We start from the raw sequence: 15924 nt of genomic DNA, 5'->3' as shown, positions 1-15924 counted from the left end.
CAATGGTGAACGGCCTGCAGCCGCGCGATTGGATTTACAGCGCTATGACGTGGATGGAAACCAGAGGGAGGCCTGGCACAATGATTAGCGGCTCGAGGTGCCCGCCCGCCATCATCGCCGAAGTAGAGATCCTTCACACCCCCCTCTGCCCTGCCGGGCATCTCCCCCGCAAGGGGGGAGATTGGACGTCACGACGGCCTTCGCCAATTTTCAACGCTGGAGGGCGGGCGAAACGGCGAAGCTGCCAATCTCCCTCCTTGCGGGGGAGATGGCCGGGCCAGAGGGGGGTGCTGTCCCGCCAGCGTCGGCGTCTTGCTCCCGCTACCGCGGCGCCTTCTGCCCGCCCGCCGCCGTGATCACCCCGACAATGATCAGCCCCGTGAGCAGCAATCGCACCCCGGCACTCACCCCAAACGTGTTGAGCATGGTCAAAAGCAGCACCAGGAACAGCGCCGCGCCCCACACGCCAGGCACATTGGCCTTGCCGCCGGCTACCGACGTGCCGCCGATGACCACGACGGCGATCGAGGCCAGCAGATATTCATTGCCGATATCGACATTGGCGCCCCGGAAATAACCGGCGAGCAGCGCACCGTCGATGCCGCCGAGCGCGCCCGACAGCGTGTAGGTGAGGAAGCGGATGCGGCCGACATTGACGCCGGCGAGCCACGCCGCCCGAATGTTCTGGCCGATCGCCAGCACCGAGCGGCCATAGATCATACGCTGCAGGGCGACGGCCGCACCGATGGTGAACAGCACGGTGAGGATCGCCAGCACCGGAATGCCCAGCACCTGCCGGTTGGCGAAATCGGCGAAGCCCGGCGGCGGCTTGATCTGCAAGCCGCGTCCGTAGCTGATGTCGATCGACTGGATGATGAAGCTGGCCGACAAAGTGGCGATGATCGGCGGGATGCGCAGCGCCCAGATCAGCAGATAGTTGGCGGCGCCGATCGCCGCCCCGCAGGCAAGCGCCGCCAGCAGCCCGACCGCGATCATGGAATCGTTGCCGTCCATCACTTTCATCGCGACGGCGCTGGCAAGGCCGATATTGGCCGGCAGCGACAGGTCGACATTGCCCGGACCCAGCGTGATGACGAACATCTGGCCGACGCCGACAATGACGGTGAACACCGCAAGCGACAGGGCCGCAGTGACCATGCCGCCGGCGCCATAACCGCCGGTGAAGGCGATCGTCGCCAGCCACACCAGAAGCGCGCCAATGAACGACCAGATCCAGGGTTTGGTGAGCAGCGATTTCACCGATGTCATCGCTCACCTCTCCTTGCGGCTGATCAGCACCCGCGCCGCCAGCACGATGATCAGGATGGCGCCGTTGGCGGCCACCTGCCAGTCGGGCGGGATGTGCATGAAGGTGAGCAATGGCGATGCGGCCAGCGCCAGCGTCAGCGCGCCGATCACAGCACCTATCGGCGATACCCGGCCGCCGACGAATTCGCCGCCGCCGAGGATGACGCCGGCGATCGCCAGCAGCGTGTAGCCATTGCCGATATTGGCATCGGCCGAGGTGGTGATGCCGATCAGCGCCATGCCGGACAGCACGCCGAACAGACCCGCGAGCGCAAACAGCACGATCTTGGTCTTGAGCAGCGACCAGCCGGCGCGCCCGAGTGCCGCCGGATTGCCGCCGGACCCGCGCAGGATCACGCCGTAGGAGGTGCGCATCAGGCCAAAATGAACGATGAGGCCGATCAGCAGCGCGGCGATGATCGGGAACGGCACGAAAGGCGGCTTGAACGCCATCAGCCCGAGCAGCCAGTCCGGCGCCTTGCCGCCGGGTTTGGGCAAAACGAGAATGGCGAGGCCCTGCCAGACGAAGCTCATGCCGAGCGTCACCACGATGGAAGGCAAATTGCGCAGATGGATCAGCGCGCCGAGCAGCGCATAGACACCGATCGATCCGAGCAGGATGGCGGCACCGATGAGCGGCGCGTCCTTCAGCCAGGTCGCCGTGACGCAGCCGACGAAGCCGACGAAGGTGCCGATCGACAGGTCGAGCTCATTGCCGGCAATGACGAACATCTGCGCGATCGTCGCCAGGGCGATCGGGATTGCCAGGTTCAGCATCAGGCTGAAGCCGAAATAGCTGATGGCGCGCGGGTTGAGCCAGGCGATGGCGAGCAGCACCAGCGCCAGCGACAGCGCCGGCAGCAGCCCGCGCAGCAGGCGCGCGCGGGCAAGCGCGCCACGTTCGGCGGATGTCCTGGCGGCGGTGTCGAGGCTGGCGGCCGTCATCTCAGGCCGCATCGCCGAAGGAGGACTGGATGATCTTCTCTTCGGTCAACTCGTCGCGGCGCAGATTGGCGACGATGCGGCCGTTCTTGAAGACATAGATGTGGTCGCAATTGTCGAGCTCTTCGGTTTCCGTGGTGTACCAGAGGAAGGTGCGGCCTCGGGCGGCCTCTTCGCGCACGAGGTCGTAGACCTCCAGCTTGGTGCCGATGTCGACGCCGCGCATCGGGTCGTCCATCAGCACGATCTGCGCGTCCGAGCCGAGCGCACGCGCAAACAGCGCCTTCTGCTGGTTGCCGCCCGACAGTGAAAAGATGTTGTTGTTCATATCCGGCGTGCGGATGCCGATCTTCTTTTGCCAGAATGCAGCAAGCTCCGCCTCGCGCTGCGGCGAGATCAACAGCCCGCTGCGCAGCCGCGCCAGCGAGCGGATGCCGATGTTCTCAGCAATCGACCATTGCGGAAAAATGCCGTCCGACTGACGGTCTCCGGCGACCAGCGCCACAGGTGCCGTCACCTCGATACCGGTCCGGGCGCGCGACGCCGCGCTGAAGATCGCCAGCAGCAGATCGGTCTGGCCATGTCCCGCCAGCCCGGCAAGGCCGATGATCTCCCCGGCACAGGCGACAAGGTCGGTGCCGTCCTTCTGCGCAGCGGGCCGCGCCCGGACCCGCAGTGGACTGGCGGCGGGCTTGGCAGCCGCGATTTGCGCCGCGATCTTCTGGCGCGCTTCCGCGCCGCCCATCGACGTCACCAGCCGGTCGCGGTCGAAGGCGCTGGCGGCGTCGGCGACAACCACCTTGCCGTCGCGCATCACCACGATGCGGTCGGCGTTGCGCAGCACCTCGCCCAGCACATGCGAGATCAGGATGCAGCTTTTACCGCCGGCAACGAAGCGGCGCACGAAGGCCAGCAATTGGCCCGCCGTATGCGCGTCGAGCGACGAGGTCGGCTCGTCGAGGATGACGAGGTCGAGTCGGTCCTGAGTGGCGGTGAAGGCGCGCGCCACCTCGACCATCTGGCGCCGGCCGATCGACAGGTCGCCGACGATGTCCGCCGCCGAAATGCTGTGGCCCGGAAATATCTCGTCGAGCTTGGCGGCGATCAACTCGGCCGCCTTGCGCCGCCAGCCAAATCCGCGCAGCGAAGCGTGGTTGATGCGCGTGTTCTCGGCGACGCTGAGATTGGGGCACAGCGACAGTTCCTGGAACACGCAGCGTATGCCGAGCTGCTGCGCGCGCGACACCGAGTAGTTGTCCTCGGTGTCGCCATGCACGCCGATCTGCCCGCTGTCGGGCACCAGCGTGCCCGCCACCATGTGCATCAGCGTCGATTTGCCGGCGCCATTATGGCCGACGAGACCAACGCACTCGCCGGGGCCGACGTGAAAATCGACGCCGCCCAGTGCGCGAACGGCGCCGAAATGCTTTTCGGCGCCGTTCAGTCTGATGATGTCAGCGTTCCCTTCAGGCATGCTCAACGATATCCGCTCGATCATCCGGAGGGCAACGCTTGTTCAAGGCTCACTTGATGTTGGCTTTGATGGCCGCGATCGCGTCTTCCTGCGTGTATTCGTGGCTGGCGACGCCGCCCTTGGGGATCTTCGGCAGCTCGGCCTCGAAATCGTCCTGTGTGAAGGCCAGGTACGGCACCAGCAGATCGTGCGGAATGTCGGTGCGGCCGTCGAGCACCTGCTGCGCCACCCAGAAGGCCAGGGACGACACGCCGGGCGCGATCGAGGCCGACCAGGTCTGGTAGCCGTCCTTGTCCTTCTGTTCCTTCCACCACTGCAGCTCGTCCTGGCGGTTGCCCATGATGATGGTCGGACGCGGCTTGCCGGCGGCGGCGAAGGCCTGGGCCGCACCGTAACCGTCACCGCCCTGGTCGACGACGCCGACGATGTCGGGCAGCGACGGCAGGATGGTCGCCACCGCCTTTTGCGCCGTCGTCTGGTCCCAGTCGCCGGTCACCGAACCGACGATCTTGAACTCGGGATGGGCGGCGACGCCTTCGAGGATGCCGGCATGGATGGCATCGTCGATCGAGGTCCCGGCAAGCCCACGGATTTCCAGAAGATTGCCGCCCTTGGGCTGGAACTTGGCCATCTGCTCGATTTCCTGCTTGCCCATGTCCTTGAAGTCGACGACGACACGGTAGGCGCAAGGTTCGGTCACGGTGCCGTCGAAGGAGACGACGACGATGCCGGCATCGCAAGCCTGTTTGATGGCGCCGTTGAGCGCATCCGGCGAGGCGGCGTTGATGACGATCGCGTCATAGCCCTGCAGGATCAGGTTCTGCACCTGTGCTGCCTGCGTCGGCACCTCCTTGTCGGCGGTGGTGAAGATGCCGGCCGCGCCGACGATCTTGTCGGCGACCGCCTTCTTGGTGACGATGCCATAGCTGTCGAGCATCGCCTGCCGCCAGGAATTACCGGCATAATTGTTGGAAAAAGCGATCTTCTTGCCGCTGGTGTCGGCCAGCGCCGTGCCCGAGGCGAGCATTGCCGCCAGAGCGCCCAGAACGAACAGTTTCTTCATGTCGTTATCCTCCCAGATGTGTTGACTGCTGCATTCCCACCGGCTTTGACACCGGCCTCAACTCTGATTTGAGCACGGATTGTCGCGAGCTCAAAACAGTCTCAATCCCGGCACGCGCACCCTGAGCCGGTACAGCGACGTCGACGCGGTGATGTAGAGGCTTTGCAAATCGTCGTCACCGAAGGTGAAATTCGCGCAATCTTCGGGCGTCCGGATGACGCCAAGAATGGCGCCCGACGCGTCGAAAATGTGGATGCCGCCGGGACCGGTGCAGTAAAGGTTGCCGCGGCTGTCGATCTTCATGCCGTCGGGCGCTCCCGGCCCCTCGCCCTCGGTTACTGCCCAGACCGCGCCGCCATTGAGGTCGCCATTGGCTTCCACACCGAACACCCTGATGTGCCCGCGTTCGGTGTCGTTGATGAACAGCCGCGACTCGTCCAGCGAAAAGCAAAGCCCGTTCGGCTGCCCGAAATCGTCGGCCAGCAATGTCAGCCGGGCGCCATCGCCATCGATGCGGTAGACGCCCTGGAACGGCAAGTCCTGAGGGCGTGGCACGCCATAGAATTCCCTCCGGCCATAGCCCGGATCGGTGAAGTAGATCGATCCGCCGGTGGCAACGACGATGTCGTTCGGGCTGTTGAGCTGCTTGCCCTGATGGTGCGTGGCAAGCACCGTCGCGCTGCCGTTGGGCTCGGAGCGGGTCACGCGGCTCGTCGCATGCTCGCAGGTGACCAGCCGCCCTTGGCGGTCCAGCGTGTTGCCATTGGCCTTGTGGCTGGGCTCGCGGAACAGCTCGATCTCGCCTTCGGCACTGCGGCGATACATCCGGCTTTCCGGAATGTCGGAGAAGACCAGCCATTTCTCGTAGGGGTGCCAGACCGGCCCTTCGAGGAAGCCGAAGCCGCTCGCCAGCGTCTCAATGGTCGCATCGCCGACGACGTCGTCGAAACCGGAATGGCGCGCACGCGCCGACACCGACATCATCGGCTCCCGGCGCGAACAGCCGTGCTACTCCGCATGGTGACGAATGGCATGAGCGCTTCCCGATACAGTCTTCTTGTTGGAGTAGAGCGTAGGCGCGGTACCGACGAGCCGATACGGGTCAAAGCGCACGGCAGACTGTGCGTTTGCACAGTCGCGCAATGGCCAATCGGGGCAGAATGATAGCAGCTACAACGGGTTTTGGACTACGGCCGGCGGACGCTCCACAAAAGCGCGGTAAGGGTTGCGCTCGCGCAAGCCACCGCCACAAGCACGACCACGCCAGCCGAGTTGGACTCCTGTTGTGTTCGAGCTGGGTCATGCTGCGCGGATAAGGGGCTGTGAACCAACGTGTTCAGATCGGACCGGCTGCCGTGCCGAACGGAATAGGCCCGCGTGAACTCGGCACCGAGAAGGAAAATTTCCGACGAGTAGTAAACCCAGAGCAGTATGACGAGCAGTCCGCCGGCGGCGCCATACGAAGACGCAATCGCGCTGGTGCCGATATACCAGCCGATAAGCGATTTCCCCAGTGTGAACAGGGCCGCGGTCCCGACAGCGCCAATTGCCACATCGCGCCATTCCAGGGTTCGATCGGGTAAAACCTTGTAGATGGCGGCAAACATCACGGAGATAAGCGCAAACGAAACGACGCCATTGATCCCGCTGAGTATGATCGTTCCGAACGGCAGATGGGCGTTGATGAAAGCGCCCAGTGCCGAGATCGCGGCGCTTGCGATGAGAGAGACCAGCAACAGGAACCCGAGTGCGGCCACCAATCCCAGACTGGCGGCCCGCGCCCGCACCAGACGCGACAGGGAGTTGCCTTGCGGTTCGATCTTCCAGATTGTGTTCAACGACTGCTGCATCTCGCCGAAAACGCCAGACGCGGCCACCAGCAAGGTGACCAGCCCTATGATCGCGGCCCAGGTGCCGTATAGGCTGCCGGATGCACTTTCCAAGGCAGTCTTCAGGAGATCGGCGCTTTCCGGTCCCATCAGCCCTGATATCTGCGCGGACAAGGCCAATTGTGCGGCATCGTGGCCGAAGACGAGACCAGCGATCGCAACCACGATCAGCAAGATCGGCGCCAGCGACGTGGCGGCATAAAAGGCCATCGCCGCACCATGGCTAAGCGCATTGTCGTTGATGAAGCCGACTATGCTTTCACGCACCAGGTGCCATGAATCTGTGATTGAGGGTCGCACTTCGGGTCCGCAGGCATCGAGTTGGCGTTCACTAGCAATGCGCCGGACCTTCCGAAGTTCCGGGGCGTGGCCGCCGCTGTTTCAGTGCTCCGCCAGCCAGGCATCGAGCCGGTCCTGTTCGCGGCGCAGTGCGTCGATGTTGATCAGGCCGCGCGCCATGGCGAGATAGATCGCCCGCGTCCGCGAGTTGAACACGGAAGCATCGCCGGCACCGTCCTCCGCCGGCACGATGCCGAGCTTGTCGTAGACATGCTTGATGCGGCTCTGCGCACCACGGATCGACAGGCCGCGCCGCGCCGCGATGGCGCGGTCGGTCAGGCCGAGCGCGATGTCGATCAGGCTCTCATATTCGCCGTCGGTGATGCCCTCGAACTTGTCCTGCACGCGGTGCTGGATGCCGCGGATCTCGCGGTCGATGATGCAGTGGCCTTCGCGGAAAACCCCGCGCAGGGCGGACCGCATGCCCTCCTCCGTCGCCGATTTGAGCACATAGCCATAGACCGAGCCCGGCGGCACGATGCGCGCCACGCCGCGCACATAGGCTTCGTCGGCGAAATTCGACCAGAACAGGATGTGCGTGCCGGCGCGACGGTTCCAGATCGCCTTGGCAACTTCGATTCCCGTCGCCTTGGGCATCTGCAAATCGAGCACGACATGCAGCGGCTCGCGTTCGGCCGCCAGGTTGATGGCGTCCTCGCCGTCGCTCGCTTCGATCACCTCGACGTCGCCGGGCCACAGCTGCTCCACCGTTCGCCGCGCGAAGCTACGGTGCAGCCCGTCATTCTCGGCTATCATCACAAGCACCACATGGCCTCCGATACGGCGAACTCGCCAGGCACCGCTGCAGCCGCCGCCAATTCTCGCGACGGCTGGCGGTCGATCTCGACGACGACACGGGTGCCGCCGTTCTTGCGGCCGGCCTGGCCGATACGCAGCCGCGCCCCGATAAGGGCTGCCCGCGTGTGCATATGGCCGATGCCGCCATACGCGGCCGGATCAACAGCGCCGCAGCCCTGGCCGTCATCCGTCACGATCACCCGCAGCACGCTCGCGGTCGACGCCAGCAGCACGTCGATGCGGTGCGGCGCGGCATGGCGAACGGCATTGTTGATCGCTTCCTGCACGATCCGGTAGAGCGCGGTCCGCACTGGCTCGGACAGGCTGTCGGCGCCGCCGTCGCTGGTGTCGGCGATGCGCACGGCGATCGGCGGCTTGGCCCTGGCGACGCTGCGGTTGAGATGCGCCTCGACCGCGTCGCGCAGGCCGAACAGTTCGAGCACGCTCGGCCGCATGTCGTCGACGATGTGGCGCAGTTCCGTCAGGCAGCCGGCGACCTCCTGCTCGAGATCGGCAAGCTGCGCTGCCCGCGCCACGCCCTGCCCGCGAAGGGCCGAAAGCTGGCGCGCGATGCGGGCGAGATCGGCAAGCGTCTGGTCGTGCAGGTCCATGGCCATGCGCCGCCGTTCGCGCTCCATGCCTTCGGTCAATTGCGAGGCGCCGACGCGCAGCAGTTCGACACGGTTGCGCGCCTCGCTCTCGGCCAGCATGGCGCGGCGCGCCTCCTCGGTCTGGATCAGCGCGAAGATGTAGGGCGCGATCAGGTCCGCGCATTGCTGGGCGACCGCGACATCGGCAAGCGTGTAGCAGTCGACCTCGTGTCGGCTGATGTTGAGCGCGCCGATGATGCCGCCGCGCGCCCTGAGCGGCACGACGATGCGGCTGCGCAGCCTGGCGGCGAAGATCGGACCATCGATGGCGGTGGCGAAATGGAACCGCTCGTCGCTCAACGCATCGTCGGCGAGCAGATAGGGAACTTCGCCCCACAGCACCGAGCGGATCGGGCTGACTTCGGTCGGCAGCGGATGCTGGGCAAGCTCGCTCCAGCTGGTGTGGAAGCCGGCTTCGTAACAGGCGTGCCGGCGCCCGTCATGCGACAGCACCGCCAGATCCATGTGGTCGTGCGGAATGAGCGAGCCGATCTCGATGGCTGTCGCGCGGAACGCCGTGCCGGGATCGATATGGCCGGCAAGCGCCCGCGATATCGCCAGCAGCCGGTCGATCAGGACCAGGGACACTTCCGCCATTGCTTTCACGATCCTCCCGTGCCGCGAAATAGTGGACGCATGCCGCCACCGCTGTCAACGACGGCGCCGTTGGCCATAGGTCCCGCACTCAGCTTGACAAATGACCTGACGACAGCTCGGCGGTGTCGGCAGCCTTGTGGCGGCAATAGGAATTTTTTCTTGACTCGGTGCCCTCAGCTATGGTACATTTTTGCCTATGGTGCTGATTTGCGCCTATGACCCGCCGCACAGGCGGGTTTTTCGTTTGATGCTCCGTCAGCCAATGCGCGGGCGAAGGCTCCGAAGAAACCCGTCAGCCCGAATTCGTTGCCCTGCCATTGGCCCGCCCGATCAACTTGCGGTGCAATGATTGTAAAGGGTTCGCGTCCTGGTCTAGGGAGGAGGCCAGGAGACCGAACAGAATGCCAGTGACGCAAAACGTTGCTCCGGGCGCCCCGGGAATCCCGGCGCGCTGGACATCAAGCGCCAAGAGTGGCGTCGGAACGTCGCTTTCGCCGGCCGGCCGGATCTGGTTCACGATCAGCCACGGCATCCTCAACGAAATCTACTATCCCCGCGTCGACAGCGCCTGCACCCGCGACCTCGGCCTGATCGTCACCGGCCCCGGCGGCTATTTCTCGGAAGAGAAACGCGATGCCGCGCATACGATCGAACCGTTCGAGGACGGCGTGCCCGCCTACCGGCTGGTCAACACGGCGAATGACGGCGCCTGGCGGATCGAAAAGCGCATCCTCGCCGACCCGGAGCGCCCGGCGCTGCTGCAGGAAATCACCTTCAAGGCGCTGAAAGGGATGCCTGGTGACTACCGCGTCTACGCGCTTCTGGCGCCGCATCTGGTCAATGCCGGCATGGGCAACACCGCCTGGGTCGGCGAGCACGAAGGAAAGCCCGTGCTGTTCGCCTCGGGGCGCGGCTCTTGCCTGGCGCTGGCCTCGTCGCTGCCCTGGAAGACCGGTTCGGCCGGCTATGTCGGCTTTTCCGACGGCTGGCAGCAACTCCACAACATCGGAGAACTCGATCCGGCTTGCCAGCGGGCCGAGGACGGCAATGTCGCGCTGACGGGCGAGATCGGCTTTTCCGCCACAGAGACCAAGGCCTTGCTGGCGCTTGGGTTTGGCGCGACATCAGACGAGGCCGCGGAACATGCTTTCGCCAGCCTGAAGCAGGGTTTTGAACCCGCGGCGAAATCCTACCTCCAGAACTGGCGCAACTGGCAAAAGGGCTTGCTGCCGCTCGACCGGCACGCGGTGCCCGGGATCAACTTCTATCGTGTCTCGACGGCGGTACTGGCGACGCACCGGTCGATCGCGACACCGGGCGCCGCGGTCGCCAGCCTGTCGATCCCGTGGGGCTTCAACAAGGGTGACGACGACCTCGGCGGCTACCATCTGGTCTGGCCGCGCGATCTGGTCGAGACGGCGGGCGGCTTTCTTGCTGCCGGCGATGCTGCCTCGGCCCTGCAAATCCTCGATTACCTCAGTTCCATCCAGCAGCCGGACGGCCATTGGCCGCAGAACGCCTGGCTCGACGGATCGGCCTATTGGCCCGGCATCCAGATGGACGAATGCGCCTTTCCGCTGCTGCTGGCCGATGCTTTGCGCCGCACCGGCCATTTGCCGCGCGCCAGGCTCATGACCTTCCTGCCGATGATCGAGCGCGCCGCCGGCTATGTCGTGCGCAACGGACCCGTCACCGGCGAAGACCGCTGGGAAGAGGATGCCGGCTACAGCCCGTTCACGCTCGCCGTCGAAATCGCCGCACTGCTTGCCGCGGCAGACCTGCTCGACGCCTGCGGCAAGACAGACGCCGCGACCTACCTGCGCGAGACATCAGACGTCTGGAACGACCAGGTCGAGCGCTGGACCTACGTCACCGGCACGGCGACCTGCAATCAAGTCGGCGTCGAAGGCTACTATGTCCGCATAGCATCACCCGACAGCGCCGAGGCCGGTTCGCCGAAGGACGGCTATGTCCCGATCAAGAACCGGCCGCCCGGCGACACGGATCGGCCCGCCAAGGAGATCGTCAGCCCGGACGCGCTGGCGCTGGTGCGCTTCGGCCTGCGGGCAGCCGGCGACCCGCGCATGACAGACACGGTCAAGGTCATCGACGCGCAATTGCGCTGCGATCTGCCGCAAGGGCCGCTCTGGTACCGCTACAACGGCGATGGCTACGGCGAGCATGAAGATGGCGCACCTTTCGATGGCACCGGCCAGGGTCGCCCCTGGCCGCTGCTGGCCGGCGAACGCGCCCACTATGAGCTGGCAGCGGGGCGCAGGGAAAAGGCAGCCAGCCTGCTGGCAGCGCTGGAAGGCTCGGCCGGATCGGGCGGCCTGTTGCCGGAGCAGGTCTGGGACGGCGCCGATCTGCCGGAACGCGAACTGCTGCACGGCCGCCCCTCGGGCAGCGCCATGCCGCTGGTCTGGGCGCATTCGGAGCATATCAAGCTGCTGCGCTCCCTGCGCGACGGCGCGGTCTTCGACATGCCGCCGCAAGGCGTCAAGCGCTATATCGAGGACAAGACCGTATCGCCGTTCAGAACCTGGCGGTTCAACAACAAGATCCGCACCATGCCGGAGGGCAAGACGCTGCGTGTCGAATTGTTGGACCCGGCTACAGTCCACTGGAGCACTGACAACTGGGCAACCGCCCATGACAGCCAGACGGTGGAGAACGCCTTCGGCATCCATCTTGCCGATCTGCCCGCGGCAAGCCTCTCCGAGGGAAGCACGCTGATCTTCACTTTTTTCTGGCCCGCAACCGGCGATTGGGAGAATGTCGACTTCTCCGTCATATCGGGCGACCAAGATGGCCAGTAGATCATAGCCAGTAGACCTTCCCTCGATAAACCCCGCAAATCTCTTAGGAAACAGGGACGAAACCATGCAGATCGGAATGATGGGACTGGGCCGGATGGGCGCTAACATGGTCCGGCGCCTGATGCGCGACGGCCACGAATGCGTCGTCTACGACATCAACCCGGCGAGCGTCGCCGCCTTGGTGACCGACGGCGCGTCAGGGGCGGCCTCGATGGAAGAATTCGTCGGCAAGCTGGCCAAGCCGCGCTGTGTGTGGCTGATGCTGCCGGCGGCGATCACCGGCAGGATCATCGACCAGGTGGCGGCCCTGATGGAGCCCGGCGACATCGTCATCGACGGCGGCAATTCCTATTACCACGACGCCGTCGACCAGGCCGCGAAACTGGCCGGCAAGGGTATCCATCTTGTCGATGTCGGCACCAGTGGCGGCGTCTGGGGCCTGGAACGTGGCTACTGCCTGATGATCGGCGGTCCAGACGTGGCGGTGCAGCACCTCGATTCGATCTTCGCCACGCTGGCACCGGGCGCCGATGCCGGCTCCAATCCGCCCAGGGATGCCGGGACTGCACCCTTCGGCTATCTGCATTGCGGACCGAGCGGCGCCGGCCACTTCGTCAAGATGGTGCACAACGGCATCGAATATGGCGTCATGGCCGCCTATGCCGAAGGCATGAACATCCTGAAGTCGGCCAATGCCGGCAAGCGGCAACGGACGGCGGACGCCGAGACCAGTCCGCTGGAAAACCCGCAATACTACCAGTTCGACATCGACCTTCCCCAGGTGGCCGAGGTCTGGCGGCATGGCAGCGTTATCGGCTCCTGGCTGCTCGACCTGACGGCCGGCGCCTTGAAAAGCGATCCGGGCCTGGTGAATTTCGGCGGCCGCGTCTCGGATTCCGGCGAAGGCCGCTGGACGCTGAAGGCGGCTATCGACACCGGCGTGCCGGCGCCGGTGCTGTCCTCGGCGCTGTTCGACCGCTTCTCCTCGCAGGGCGAATCCGAATTCGCCGACAAACTGCTCTCCGCCATGCGCTACGCCTTTGGCGGCCATGTCGAGAAGCCGAAGGCCGGCAAGTGACGACACTGGGGGAGACACGCGCATGAGCCAGGAACGATCCGACACGCTGGTGCTCTTCGGGGCAACCGGCGACCTTGCCCACAAGAAGATATTTCCAGCCCTTTACCAGATGGTCGCCAAGGGCACGCTCACCGAACCGGTGATCGGCGTCGCCTTCGATGCCTGGGACCTCAAGCAGTTGCAGGCGCGCGCCCGCGACGGCATCGTCTATGCGCTCGGCAAGATCGACGAAAAGGTGTTCGCCAAATTCGCCTCGCTGCTGCGCTACGTCAGCGGTGACTACCGCGACGGAGCGACGTTCGAGAAACTGAAGAGCGCGCTCGGCACCGCACAACGGCCGCTGCACTACATGGCGGTGCCGCCGACCATGTTCGAGACCGTCGTCCAGGGGCTGGAGCAATCAGGCACCGCGCATGGCGCACGGCTGATGGTGGAAAAGCCCTTCGGCCACGACCTGCAATCGGCGCGCTGGCTGAACCGCGTCCTGCATCTGGTGTTCGACGAACAGTCGATCTTCCGTATCGACCATTATCTGGGCAAGGAAGCGATCCAGAACCTGCTCTATTTCCGCTTCGCCAACTCCTTCCTGGAGCCGATCTGGAACCGCAATTTCGTCGAGAGCGTGCAGATCACCATGGCCGAGGATTTCGGCATCGAGGGCCGTGGCCGCTTCTATGACGATGTCGGCTGCATCAGGGACGTCATCGAGAACCATCTGCTCAACATCCTGTTGCTGCTTGCCATGGAGCCGCCTGTCGGCCGTTCCGCCGATGACCTGATCGACGAGAAGGTGCAGGTGCTGCGCGCCATCCGCACGTTGACCAAAGACGATGTCGTGCGTGGCCAGTTCACCGGCTATCTCGCCGAACCCGGCGTAGCGCCGAACTCGCCGGTCGAGACCTTCGCGGCGGTGCGTTTCTTCGTCGACACCTGGCGCTGGCAGGACGTGCCGTTTTTCATCCGCGCCGGCAAGAACATGCCGGTGCACGTCACCGAAGTGGTGGTGCGGCTGAAGCGGCCGCCGCTCGATGTCTTCGATCCGATCAAGCCCGCCGACCAGAACTACGTCCGCTTCCGCATCGACCCGCAGGTGGTGATCGCCATCGGAGCACAGCGCAAGGCGCCGGGCGACGACATGATCGGCGAGCAGGTGGAATTGACGGCGCTCGACGACAGCAAAAGCGACATGCCGCCCTACGAGCGGCTGATCGGTGATGCCATGAACGGCAACGGCCAGCTGTTCACCCGCCAGGACGCCAGCGAACTGGCCTGGCGCATCGTCGGCCCGGTGCTTGGCGACACCACGCCGCCGCACCTCTACGAGCCGCTCACATGGGGACCCGCGGACGTCATGGCCGGGTTCGGACCGCCCAATGGCTGGATCGATCCGGTGAAGTGAGAGGATCACACGATGGCCAAGAAAGTGAAGCAACCAGCATCGGGCACCGAGAAGCCGGACACTGAAAAAATCGTGCTCACGATCGACATCGGCGGCTCGCACGTCAAGATCCTCACCAGCGCCGGGGGCGAGGAGCGCCGCGCCGATTCGGGGCCGGGCCTGACGCCGCGGCAGATGATCGATACGGTCAACAAGCTCGCCGAAGGCCTGTCCTACGACGTCGTCTCGATGGGCTATCCCGGCCCGGTCAATCACAACAGGCCGCTCGCCGACCCCGCCAATCTCGGCACGGGCTGGGCTGGATTCGACTTTGCGGGCGCGTTCGGCAAACCGGTGAAAGTGGTCAATGACGCGCTGATGCAGGCCATCGGCAGCTACGAGGGCGGGCGTATGCTGTTCCTCGGGCTCGGCACCGGTCTCGGTGCGGCGATGATTGCCGACAACGTCGCCCAACCGATGGAACTCGCGCATTTGCCCTACAAGAAGGGCAGGAGTTTCGAGGATTATGTCGGCGAGCGCGGCCTGGAAAAGCGCGGCAAGAAGAAATGGCGCAAACACGTCTTCGACGTCGTCGACCGGCTCCGTGCCGCCATGCAGCCGGACTATGTCGTGATTGGCGGCGGCAACGTCGACAAGCTCGATGAATTGCCCGCCGACTCCAGGCGCGGCGACAACACACGCGCCTTCGAAGGCGGGTTTCGTTTGTGGCGCGACAAGGCGCTGATAGTCTGATACTGTTATTGCTTAATATAGTTGTTCAAAATAACGTGTGATATGCCATCAAGTCGTTGCAATACGCAGATTTGCCGACTAGGAATTCCGCGCTACACCAACGCCATTCGTCCCGTGGACGCACGAAGGACGCCATAGCATTTTGATTTCGCGCATGATCCTTTCCGGAAGTCGAATCCGATTTTCAGGTCATTCGCTGTAGACGGAGAAATAGAGTGACCGACGATAGCAACAGTGCCCGTAAAGACATCGATCTGCTCGAGCTGACCGCTCACATCGTGTCCGCTTACGTCGAGAAGAACCGCTTGCCCGCCTCCGGCCTGGCCGACCTCATCGCCAGCGTCAGCGCCTCGATAAACGGGCTCGGCAAGCCTGCGGTCCCGGTGGCTGCCCCCCTGGTCCCGGCGGTCAACCCCAAGAAGTCGGTGACGCCCGATTTCATCATCTGCCTCGAAGACGGCAAGAAGTTCAAATCGCTGAAGCGTCACCTGGGCGTGCATTTCGGCCTGACGCCGGACGCCTATCGCGCCAAATGGGGCTTGCCGTCGGACTATCCGATGGTCGCTCCCAACTACGCGGCCTCGCGTTCGCTGCTGGCGAAATCGATCGGCCTCGGCCGCAAGGCGGCCCCCGTGAAGGCACCCGCCAAGGGCAGGAAGGCCAAGGCCTCGGCCTGAGGCATGTCGCCCAAAAGTGCGCAGCGGTTTTGGGACAACGACCTGCCTAAAGCAAAGACCTAGAGCGTTTCATATTTTGACGGAAGCGTAGCCTGCGTTTTCGAAGTAGTTCTTGCATTCGGCTGCCTCGATGGTTTCGACGAGGTGGCCGATGTGGCG

At 64.5% G+C, this 15924-nt stretch carries 13 protein-coding genes; 5 read left to right on the top strand and 8 right to left on the bottom strand.

Features of this window, described 5'->3' with window-relative positions:
• Positions 1-321: 321 nt before the first annotated feature.
• The 8 genes from NKK51_RS28795 to NKK51_RS28760 form a co-directional block, all read right to left on the bottom strand.
• Positions 322-1269, bottom strand: coding sequence for an ABC transporter permease (locus tag NKK51_RS28795; RefSeq protein ID WP_023811208.1), 948 nt, complete (start codon positions 1267-1269; stop codon positions 322-324).
• A gap of 3 nt (positions 1270-1272) precedes the next feature.
• Positions 1273-2253: an ABC transporter permease gene (locus NKK51_RS28790; protein ID WP_023811209.1), complete on the bottom strand. Its 981-nt coding sequence runs from the start codon at positions 2251-2253 to the stop codon at positions 1273-1275.
• 1 nt (position 2254) lies between these two features.
• Positions 2255-3724: a sugar ABC transporter ATP-binding protein gene (locus NKK51_RS28785; protein WP_352555534.1), complete on the bottom strand. Its 1470-nt coding sequence runs from the start codon at positions 3722-3724 to the stop codon at positions 2255-2257.
• Positions 3725-3773: 49 nt separating this feature from the next.
• Entirely contained in the window at positions 3774-4787 is a 1014-nt protein-coding gene (locus NKK51_RS28780) for an ABC transporter substrate-binding protein (RefSeq protein ID WP_352555532.1), read from the bottom strand.
• Between the two features lie 90 nt (positions 4788-4877).
• Positions 4878-5768: an SMP-30/gluconolactonase/LRE family protein gene (locus tag NKK51_RS28775; protein WP_352555531.1), complete on the bottom strand. Its 891-nt coding sequence runs from the start codon at positions 5766-5768 to the stop codon at positions 4878-4880.
• 206 nt (positions 5769-5974) lie between these two features.
• Positions 5975-6976 carry a YihY/virulence factor BrkB family protein gene (locus tag NKK51_RS28770; protein ID WP_502902516.1) on the bottom strand — a complete coding sequence of 334 codons (1002 nt, stop codon included), beginning with the start codon at positions 6974-6976 and terminating at the stop codon, positions 5975-5977.
• 81 nt (positions 6977-7057) lie between these two features.
• On the bottom strand, positions 7058-7780 hold the full coding sequence (locus NKK51_RS28765; RefSeq protein WP_352555527.1) for a response regulator: 723 nt from the start codon (positions 7778-7780) through the stop codon (positions 7058-7060).
• Positions 7771-9060, bottom strand: a complete 1290-nt coding sequence (locus tag NKK51_RS28760; protein ID WP_352555525.1) for a sensor histidine kinase — start codon at positions 9058-9060, stop codon at positions 7771-7773. Before NKK51_RS28760 ends, NKK51_RS28765 begins: the two co-directional genes overlap by 10 nt.
• 401 nt (positions 9061-9461) lie before the next feature.
• On the opposite strand from NKK51_RS28760, the gene NKK51_RS28755 reads away from it, so the two are divergent.
• From NKK51_RS28755 to NKK51_RS28735, 5 genes are all read left to right on the top strand, one after another.
• The gene (locus NKK51_RS28755) at positions 9462-11879 is read left to right on the top strand and encodes a glucan 1,4-alpha-glucosidase (RefSeq protein ID WP_352555523.1); all 2418 of its coding nucleotides are present in this window, start codon (positions 9462-9464) and stop codon (positions 11877-11879) included.
• A 64-nt stretch (positions 11880-11943) separates the two neighbouring features.
• On the top strand, positions 11944-12957 hold the full coding sequence (gnd, locus tag NKK51_RS28750; RefSeq protein WP_023811217.1) for a phosphogluconate dehydrogenase (NAD(+)-dependent, decarboxylating): 1014 nt from the start codon (positions 11944-11946) through the stop codon (positions 12955-12957).
• A 22-nt stretch (positions 12958-12979) separates the two neighbouring features.
• Positions 12980-14356 carry a glucose-6-phosphate dehydrogenase gene (zwf, locus tag NKK51_RS28745; RefSeq protein ID WP_352555521.1) on the top strand — a complete coding sequence of 459 codons (1377 nt, stop codon included), beginning with the start codon at positions 12980-12982 and terminating at the stop codon, positions 14354-14356.
• Positions 14357-14368: 12 nt separating this feature from the next.
• Positions 14369-15088, top strand: coding sequence for an ROK family protein (locus tag NKK51_RS28740; protein ID WP_352555519.1), 720 nt, complete (start codon positions 14369-14371; stop codon positions 15086-15088).
• A gap of 215 nt (positions 15089-15303) precedes the next feature.
• A complete protein-coding gene (locus tag NKK51_RS28735; RefSeq protein WP_023811220.1) occupies positions 15304-15765 on the top strand; it encodes a Ros/MucR family transcriptional regulator in 462 nt (153 codons plus the stop codon).
• The last annotated feature ends 159 nt before the right edge of the window (positions 15766-15924 follow it).

The sequence above is a fragment of the Mesorhizobium sp. M0011 genome, assembly GCF_040324155.1.
In the GTDB taxonomy this organism is placed as follows: Bacteria; Pseudomonadota; Alphaproteobacteria; order Rhizobiales; family Rhizobiaceae; genus Mesorhizobium.
This window is presented reverse-complemented; position numbering and strand designations above follow the sequence as displayed.

Coding starts and splice junctions, on each gene's coding strand:
- NKK51_RS28740 (WP_352555519.1), top strand. CDS start 14,369: ATGGCCAAGAAAGTGAAGCAACCAGCATCGGGCACCGAGAAGCCGGAC.
- NKK51_RS28760 (WP_352555525.1), bottom strand. CDS start 9,060: ATGGCGGAAGTGTCCCTGGTCCTGATCGACCGGCTGCTGGCGATATCG.
- zwf (WP_352555521.1), top strand. CDS start 12,980: ATGAGCCAGGAACGATCCGACACGCTGGTGCTCTTCGGGGCAACCGGC.
- NKK51_RS28795 (WP_023811208.1), bottom strand. CDS start 1,269: ATGACATCGGTGAAATCGCTGCTCACCAAACCCTGGATCTGGTCGTTC.
- NKK51_RS28785 (WP_352555534.1), bottom strand. CDS start 3,724: ATGCCTGAAGGGAACGCTGACATCATCAGACTGAACGGCGCCGAAAAG.
- NKK51_RS28775 (WP_352555531.1), bottom strand. CDS start 5,768: ATGTCGGTGTCGGCGCGTGCGCGCCATTCCGGTTTCGACGACGTCGTC.
- NKK51_RS28755 (WP_352555523.1), top strand. CDS start 9,462: ATGCCAGTGACGCAAAACGTTGCTCCGGGCGCCCCGGGAATCCCGGCG.
- NKK51_RS28780 (WP_352555532.1), bottom strand. CDS start 4,787: ATGAAGAAACTGTTCGTTCTGGGCGCTCTGGCGGCAATGCTCGCCTCG.
- NKK51_RS28790 (WP_023811209.1), bottom strand. CDS start 2,253: ATGACGGCCGCCAGCCTCGACACCGCCGCCAGGACATCCGCCGAACGT.
- gnd (WP_023811217.1), top strand. CDS start 11,944: ATGCAGATCGGAATGATGGGACTGGGCCGGATGGGCGCTAACATGGTC.